Genomic DNA, 8,086 nt, shown 5'->3' on the forward strand with positions numbered 1-8,086 from the left:
TTGAGGTGTTGACATCCGATTTCTCACGTGAGTAAATGAACCCATGGTTTCATCATGTGAAACAAAGTTTACCTAAAAGGTGGTAGTTCTCTATACCTATTAGGTAGTAGATGGAATGGCAAACATATTAATGAGGGGCAAAAATGCCATTAAGACTTTTGAAATATGCAGTCAGTCGAGAACATCCGGCTCCCCGTTTTTTCCGGGACTGTACTGAACCGAAAAAAACCTATGATGCGGTCATCATTGGCGGCGGCGGGCATGGTCTGGCTGCAGCCTATTATCTGGCTAAAGATCACGGCATCACTAATGTTGCAGTGCTGGAAAAAGGTTATATCGGTGGTGGTAATACCGGACGCAATACCACTATTGTTCGTTCCAACTACCTGACTCCGGAAGGTGTCAATTTTTACAATGCCAGTGTCAAGTTGTTTGAAGATCTCTCAGAAGAGCTCGATCTCAACCTGTTTTATTCTAACCGTGGCCATTTCACTTTGGCGCATACCGATTCTGCCATGCGTACCATGCGCTGGCGTGCAGAAGTCAACAAACATGTAGGCGTTGAAAGCTATGTGGTTGGCCCTGATGAGATTTCAAAAGCATGCCCACAACTGGATATTTCCTGCAGTGGTCAGGCACCTATTCTTGGCGCGTTATATCACGCACCAGGTTCAGTTGCCCGTCACGATGCTGTTGCCTGGGGCTATGCAAAGGAAGCTGATCGCATGGGCGTGGAAATATTCCAGAGCACTGAAGTGACCAGTATTGATGTGAAAAGCGGCAAGGTCGTTGGTGTGCAGACCAACAAGGGTTATATCAGCACCAACCGCGTGTTATCAGCAGTCGCTGGTTTTACGCCACGCATTTGCGAAATGGTCGATATTGAAACACCCATTGTGATTCATCCGCTGCAGGCATGTGTGACTGAGCCAATGAAACCCTGGTTAGACACTATCCTGGTTTCCGGCAGCTTGCATGTTTATGTCAGCCAGTCCTCTCGCGGTGAATTGGTTATGGGGTCATCACTGGATCCTTACGAAATTCATTCAACCCGTTCATCACTGGATTTTGTTGAAGGCCTGACGTCGCATATCACCGATATGTTTCCATTCCTCGGTAATGTGAAAGTCGTACGGCAATGGGCTGGGATGGCTGATTTGACGCCGGACTTTGCTCCGATCATGGGCAAAACTGAAGTCGAAGGCTTTTACATTGATGCCGGTTGGGGTACCTGGGGCTTTAAAGCCACTCCCATTAGCGGCAAGACAATGGCTGAAACCATCGCCCGAGATATGGCCCCGGATATGATCAAATCATTCCGTCTATCACGATTTGAAGATTATGAGCTGACCGGTGAAAAAGGCGCAGCCTCGGTCGGCCACTAATTTAGGGATAGCAAGATGAAATTACTTCAATGCCCCGTTAATGGCATCCGCCCGGTGAGTGAATTTACCTACGGTGGGGAATACAGAGAGATGCCCGACCCAGATACCTGCAGTGATAAAGAGTGGGCTGGTTATGTGCATTACCGGCATGGGGCGCCGGGTTTGAAAAAAGAGTGGTGGTACCACGGTCCGAGCGGAACCTGGTTTATCGCAGAAAGAAACACGCTGACGGACAAAGTCAGCCGGACCTATCTTTACGGTCAGGAGAATAAGGCATGACATTGCGTATCGCTGAACAAGAGAATGAATGGATCAACCGTGATATGCCTTTGACCTTCGAATATGAAGGCCAACAAATTGAAGCATATGAAGGCGATACCATTAGTAGTGCACTCTGGGCTGCGGATATTAAGGTTTTGGGACGCAGTTTCAAATATCACCGGGCGCGTGGTTTATTGAGTTTTGCCAATCATGATGTCAATGCGTTGATGACGGATGGTGTAGACACCAATATCCGTGCTGATGTGATCCCGGTTACTCATAATATGCAGCTGACTGCAGTCAATACCGATGGTGGTGTAATAAAAGATAAAGGTCGGTATATCGATAAGATATCGGCGTTTCTGCCAGTGGGCTTTTATTACAAAACCTTCCATAAACCTAAATGGATGTTCCCCTTCTGGGAAGACAAGATCCGTAAGGCGGCGGGCCTGGGTGAAGTCAATTTCAACTATCCACGAATCACTCGTGCCAAACGCTATGCACATTGTGATGTGCTGGTTGTCGGGGCGGGTGCGTCAGGACTTTCTGCAGCACTTGAAGCAGCCGAAGCTGGCAGTCAGGTCATTCTGGTGGATGAAAATCTCAAAATTGGCGGTAGCCTAACTTATGATATGGCCGCGGATGTGAATTCCGGTTCTTTGTTAAAACAATTGACTGAAAATGTACTCAATCACGCCAATATTCAGGTGATTGCTGATGCCTATGCCGGTGGTTATTACACCGATCATCTGGTGCCAATTGTTGAAAAACGTGGCATTACTAAAGTTCGTGCGGGTACAGTAATTGTTGCCAGCGGTGCTTTTGAACAACCTCCAGTATTTCGTTATAACGATTTACCAGGAGTGATGCTGAGCTCAGCCGCACAACGTCTGGTGAATCGTTACTCGGTTAAACCCTTTACAAAAGGTGTATTGGTCACTGCGAATGATTATGGCTATCGGGCGGCACTGGATCTGGCTGCAGCCAAAGTCGAAATAGTTGCCGTCATTGATATGCGTCAAACCGGTGCCGATGGTGATTTGACTGAAAAGGTTAAACAGGCTGGTATCGCTGTTCATCTGGGCAGCTGTATTTATGAGGTAGTGCCTTCATCCGACAAACTGGGTGTCAGTGCCGTTATTGTATGTCCTTATAATGAGGCTACTGCCGAGGCTGACCCGCATCAGCAAGTCGTATTGAATTGTGATGGTGTTGCGATGAGCGCTGGCTGGGCCCCGGCTGCAGCTTTGCTTTATCAGGCCGGTACTCAGATGCGCTATGACCAGGCGGTTCAGCAGTTTGTGCCGAATCAGCTGCCAGAAGGGGTATTTGCTGCCGGTAAAGTCAATGGCATCTTTGAACTTGAGCAACGGTTGCTGGATGGAAAACGGGCCGGTGCTGAAGCTGCACGCTATCTTGGCAAGAGTACTGCTGATCCCGTTGCTGTTATGGCACATCGTGGTAACTCGCCCAGTCATCCTTACCCAATTGTGAATCATCCAAAAGGCAAAAACTTTGTCGATTTTGATGAAGATATTCAGGTAAAAGATTTTATCAATGCTGCCAAGGAAGGTTTTGACAACATTGAGTTAATGAAACGCTTTACTACTGTTGGTATGGGACCAAGCCAGGGTAAGCATTCCAATATGAATGCTATTCGTATTCTGGCTCGCATACGAGATTTGCCAGTTGAAAAAATTGGTTCCACCACAGCAAGACCGTTTTTCCATCCAACTCCGATTGGTCATTTAGGCGGACGCGGTTTTCATCCACGTCGTCATACAGCCATGCATGAATGGCATGTGAAAGAAGGCGCGGTGATGATGGAAGCTGGTGTGTGGTTGCGACCTGCTTATTACCTGCCACTGGGTATTAATTTAACCAGTCAGCAGGCAGTGCAACAGGAAGCGATGGCTGTTCGTAAATCTGCTGGCATGATTGATGGCAGTACGTTGGGCAAAATCGAAGTCTTTGGCAAAGATGCTGCTGCGTTTCTGGAACGTTTCTATACCGGTAAATTTGCCAGTCAGAAAGTCGGCAATAGCCGTATTGCCATGTTACTTGATGAAGCCGGCGTAATTGTTGATGACGGCGTAGCAGTCCGTCTGGATCAAGACAAGTTTTACGTGTCGACCAATTCCTCCAATGCAGCCACGGTATATCGTGAAATGCAACGTAATCTGCAGCTTTGGGGCATGCAGGTCACTCTGGTGAATCTGACTGGTGTGATGTCTGCCATGACATTGGCTGGTCCTTCATCCCGTTCAATACTCAGTGAACTGACTGATCTGGATCTTTTGGAAGAAGCTTTTCCACAAGGGGCATATCGCGAGGCTTTAGTGGCCGGTGTCAAAGCCATAGTGATGCGAGTGGCATTTGTTTCGGATCTTGCTTTTGAAATTCATGTTCCATCGAGTGCCGGTCTGCATGTATGGCAGAAAATTATGGAAGCAGGCAAAACCTATGGACTACGGCCGTTTGGTACTGATGCCCAGCGTCTGCTGCGTTTGGAAATGGGACATCATCTGATTAGTCACGATACTGATGGTTTAACGAATCCGTTTGAAGCACATGCTGAATCACTGGTGGCAATGGATAAAGCCTTTTTCATTGGTCAACGCAGCCTGAAAATCCTGCAGAAGAAACCCGTTAAGAAAAAACTGGTGACCTTTGTATTGGATGCGGATTTTGGTGAATTGCCCAAGGAATGCAATCTGGTAATTGAAAAGGGTGAGATTGCCGGTCGGGTGACCAGTATTTCTTTCAGTGAATATGTAAATCGGGTCATTGGCTTTGCCTTTGTCCTGCCAGAACAAGCCAAGGCTGGTCATCGCTTTGCGATTCGCACGGATAGTGGACGGATCGAAATGGCTGAAGTAGTTGAGCACTCTTTTCTAAGTTTGAATCAGGGCTAAGGAGCCAGCATATGCAAAATGTTGTATTACAAAGTCCAGTTGCGTTTGCCCAGACGTCTCTGAAACCGGAAATGGGTTTTATCAACGGCATGGCAATTGTTAATCGCTATTCCGATCCGGATGTGGAAAGTCGTCATGCTGCAACACTGGCCATTTGCGATGTCAGTTGCCTGACACGTTTCGCTATCAAAGGCCCTGCAGCAGCTGATTCTTTAAAAGCAAAAGGGATTGAATTACCCGGTTCAGCAAACAGCTGGAGTCGTCATGATGCAACGCTGGTCATGCGTCTTGGTAATAGTGAATTTCTGCTGGAAGACCCGATTGGCGTACAGCAGTGCAAACAATTAACTGAACAGTTGCAAAGTGGCGACGGTGTTCATGTCGTGCTGCGTAATGATGCGTCTTTTATTTTGAGTGGTGAGTTGCTTGAAGAGCTACTGGCCCAGGTATGTGCAATTAATCTGAGCGGGCCAATGTTGGCAGACAATCAACTGGCGATGACCTCAATAGCAGGTGTCTCTGTGGTTGTTCTCAGACAGGAAGTGGCAGGTCAATCTCTAGTGCGTCTCTGGTGCGATGGCACTTTTGGCGTTTATTTGTGGGAGACCCTGTTGAATATTATTAAAGAGCTAGGCGGCGGACCGGTTGGTATCAACCAGTTTTTCAATAGTAATTAAACCATCCGGCGCTGAATAAATTAATCCATAGGTCAGGCGATGAAATTCGAGCCAGAAACAAACCTAAGTGAGCCTATCACCGATAACCAGGAGCAAAAGTGATGAAAACTTTAGAACAGGCAGAACAATTTATTAAAGACAACAACGTCAAATATGTTTTAGCACAGTTTGTCGATATTCATGGTGTGGCCAAGGTTAAATCGGTCCCTTCTGCACATCTTAAAGACATCATTAAAACCGGTGCCGGTTTTGCTGGTGGTGCTATCTGCGGTATGGGTATTCAGCCTAACGGTCCTGATTACATGGCGATGGGCGATTTGTCGACGTTGACACTGATTCCATGGCAGCCGGGTTATGCGCGCGTTATCTGTAACGGACATGTTAACGGTGAACCGTATAACTTCGATTCTCGTGTTGTCTTGAAAAACCAGATCAAGCGGCTTGAAGAAAAGGGCTGGACTATGTTTACCGGTCTTGAGCCTGAATTTTCGCTGCTCAAAAAAGATGAGCATGGTCATATTCATCCGTTTGAAGATAGCGATACATTACAAAAGCCTTGCTACGACTATAAAGGCATAACTCGCCAAAGTGTTTTCCTGGAAAAATTAACGGAATCGCTGATTGAAGTCGGTCTGGATGTTTATCAAATTGACCATGAAGACGCTAATGGCCAGTTCGAGATTAACTATACCTACGCAGATTGCCTCAAAAGTGCAGATGACTTCATTATGTTCAAGATGGCGGCCAGCGAGATCGCCAATGAACTGGGCATGATTTGTACCTATATGCCAAAACCATTCAGTAACCGTCCCGGCAATGGCATGCATTTGCATATTTCGATCGGTGATGGTGAAAAATGCCTGTTCCATGATGATAGTGACCCAGCGGGGCATGGTCTGAGTAAGCTGGCTTATCATTTTATGGCCGGTCTGCTGGCACATGCTCCGGCATTGTGCGCTTTGGCAGCACCCACCGTTAACTCATACAAACGTCTGGTGGTAGGTCGTTCTTTATCTGGAGCTACCTGGGCACCTGCGTACATCACTTATGGCGATAACAATCGCTCAACCATGGTTCGCATTCCTTACGGACGTATTGAAATGCGACTCCCGGATGGTTCGTGCAACCCTTACCTGACCACTGCTGCGATTATCGCTGCAGGTCTTGATGGTGTTGAAAGAGAGCTTGATCCGGGCGAGGGTCACAACACCAATCTTTATGATCTCAGCCCGATGGAGCTGAGAGAAAAAGGCATCGATATCTTGCCTCAGAATTTACATGAAGCACTGCTGGCCCTTGAAAAAGACAGCGTCGTTCGCGGTGCTTTGGGTGAAGGACTGGCAAATGAGTTTTTGGAACTGAAACACATGGAATGGGTGGAATACATGCGGCATGTCTCTGACTGGGAAATTGATCGTTACGCTGAATTTTATTAAGCATCCCGATAGTTGGAATTTTTAGGAGAAATCTAATGTGTGGAATTGTTGGTCTTTATTTAAAAAATGATAAGTATCAAAGTCGTTTGGGTGAACTGTTTTCCCCAATGATGATTGCAATGACAGAACGGGGACCTGACAGTGCCGGCTTTGCCATTTATGGTGATGCCGTCGATACCGGTATCAAATTTACTCTCCGTCATGAAGATGAAAACTATGACTGGGAAAAGTTGGCAAAAGATATTGAAGAAGCACTGGTTAGCAAGGTTGATTGGTTTAAGAACAGCAAAGTAGCTATTTTCAAAGTAAATACAGATGCTGACTTTGTCGAAAATTATCTGCATGAAAATCATCCTGATGTGTTGATCATGAGTGCTGGTACTTCGATTGAGATCCTTAAAGAAGTTGGCCTGCCAGAACGTATCGTGAATATGTTCAACCTGGACAAAATGCAGGGAACTCACATCATTGGCCATACCCGTATGGCGACTGAATCTGCGGTGACTATGGCGGGTAGCCATCCATTCTCAACCGGTATGGATCTGTGTCTGGTACATAACGGTTCTCTATCTAATCACAACCGTATGCGTCAGGAATTGAAACGTAATGGTATTCATTTTGATACCGAGAATGACACTGAAGTAGCGGCGGGTTTTCTGACCTATCGTTTACAGCAAGGTGATTCTTTGCATCAAGCCCTGGAACACGCTTTAAAAGAGTTAGATGGTTTTTACACCTTTACTATCGGCACCAAAGATGGTTTTGCAGTCGTTCGTGATCCTATCGCCTGCAAACCGGCTGTTATTGCAGAAACTGATGATTATGTGGCAATGGCCTCTGAATATCAGGCATTAACCACCTTGCCAGGAATTGAAAATGCCAAGGTTTGGGAACCGGAACCGTCAACTATCTATGCCTGGGAACGTGGCAGTAACTGACCAGAAGTGCTTAAGGGGAACACAATGAAAACTATTGATTTAGCTAAACAAACGGTGCGTGACTTAAATCAGGCCTTACATGATCAAGCTGCTGCATGCACTGAAACAGAATGGGAAGTGCTTAATCCCAAAGGACAGCACAACCTGGCCGTAGGTCTTGATCAGAAACTCAGAGTCGATATCAAGGGACATGCCGGTTATTACTGTGGGGGCATGAACAAAGAAGCCGATATCGTGGTTCACGGTAGTGCCGGTCAAGGCGTAGCAGAGAACATGATGTCTGGCAGTGTCCGCGTTAAAGGTAATGCTTCATCTTCTGCAGGGGCTACATCTATCGGTGGGCTGTTGGTTATAGAAGGTGATGCTGGTTCACGCTGTGGCATTTCAATGAAAGGCTCGGACATAGTCGTAACAGGCAATGTTGGTCATATGAGCTGCTTTATGGGACAGGCCGGTACCCTCGTGGTTTGCGGT

General features: G+C 46.7%; 6 protein-coding genes and 1 pseudogene. All 7 read left to right on the forward strand.

Going from position 1 to position 8,086, the window contains the following annotated elements:
- Positions 1-143 precede the first annotated feature (143 nt).
- The gene (locus tag B3182_RS14890; RefSeq protein ID WP_292355644.1) at positions 144-1,385 is read left to right on the forward strand and encodes an FAD-dependent oxidoreductase; all 1,242 of its coding nucleotides are present in this window, start codon (positions 144-146) and stop codon (positions 1,383-1,385) included.
- A 15-nt stretch (positions 1,386-1,400) separates the two neighbouring features.
- The gene (locus B3182_RS14895) at positions 1,401-1,664 is read left to right on the forward strand and encodes a sarcosine oxidase subunit delta (RefSeq protein WP_292355646.1); all 264 of its coding nucleotides are present in this window, start codon (positions 1,401-1,403) and stop codon (positions 1,662-1,664) included.
- Complete coding sequence (locus B3182_RS14900; protein WP_292753359.1) at positions 1,661-4,561, forward strand: 2Fe-2S iron-sulfur cluster-binding protein; 2,901 nt, start codon at positions 1,661-1,663, stop codon at positions 4,559-4,561. The genes B3182_RS14895 and B3182_RS14900 overlap by 4 nt, the downstream gene beginning before the upstream one ends.
- Before the next feature lie 11 nt (positions 4,562-4,572).
- Positions 4,573-5,238: a sarcosine oxidase subunit gamma gene (locus B3182_RS14905; RefSeq protein WP_292355649.1), complete on the forward strand. Its 666-nt coding sequence runs from the start codon at positions 4,573-4,575 to the stop codon at positions 5,236-5,238.
- Between the two features lie 101 nt (positions 5,239-5,339).
- Positions 5,340-6,674, forward strand: coding sequence for a type III glutamate--ammonia ligase (glnT, locus tag B3182_RS14910; protein ID WP_292355651.1), 1,335 nt, complete (start codon positions 5,340-5,342; stop codon positions 6,672-6,674).
- A gap of 35 nt (positions 6,675-6,709) precedes the next feature.
- Complete coding sequence (locus tag B3182_RS14915) at positions 6,710-7,612, forward strand: class II glutamine amidotransferase (protein ID WP_292355653.1); 903 nt, start codon at positions 6,710-6,712, stop codon at positions 7,610-7,612.
- Positions 7,613-7,636: 24 nt separating this feature from the next.
- Positions 7,637-8,086, forward strand: a pseudogene (locus B3182_RS14920) (protein glxC); the annotation flags it as partial.

Source organism: Methylophaga sp. UBA4204 (assembly GCF_002379485.1).
GTDB lineage: Bacteria > Pseudomonadota > Gammaproteobacteria > Nitrosococcales > Methylophagaceae > Methylophaga.

Excerpts from the sequence above, each read along its gene's own strand:
- B3182_RS14890 (WP_292355644.1), top strand. The coding sequence starts at position 144 with ATGCCATTAAGACTTTTGAAATATGCAGTCAGTCGAGAACATCCGGCT.
- B3182_RS14895 (WP_292355646.1), top strand. The coding sequence starts at position 1,401 with ATGAAATTACTTCAATGCCCCGTTAATGGCATCCGCCCGGTGAGTGAA.
- B3182_RS14900 (WP_292753359.1), top strand. The coding sequence starts at position 1,661 with ATGACATTGCGTATCGCTGAACAAGAGAATGAATGGATCAACCGTGAT.
- B3182_RS14905 (WP_292355649.1), top strand. The coding sequence starts at position 4,573 with ATGCAAAATGTTGTATTACAAAGTCCAGTTGCGTTTGCCCAGACGTCT.
- glnT (WP_292355651.1), top strand. The coding sequence starts at position 5,340 with ATGAAAACTTTAGAACAGGCAGAACAATTTATTAAAGACAACAACGTC.
- B3182_RS14915 (WP_292355653.1), top strand. The coding sequence starts at position 6,710 with ATGTGTGGAATTGTTGGTCTTTATTTAAAAAATGATAAGTATCAAAGT.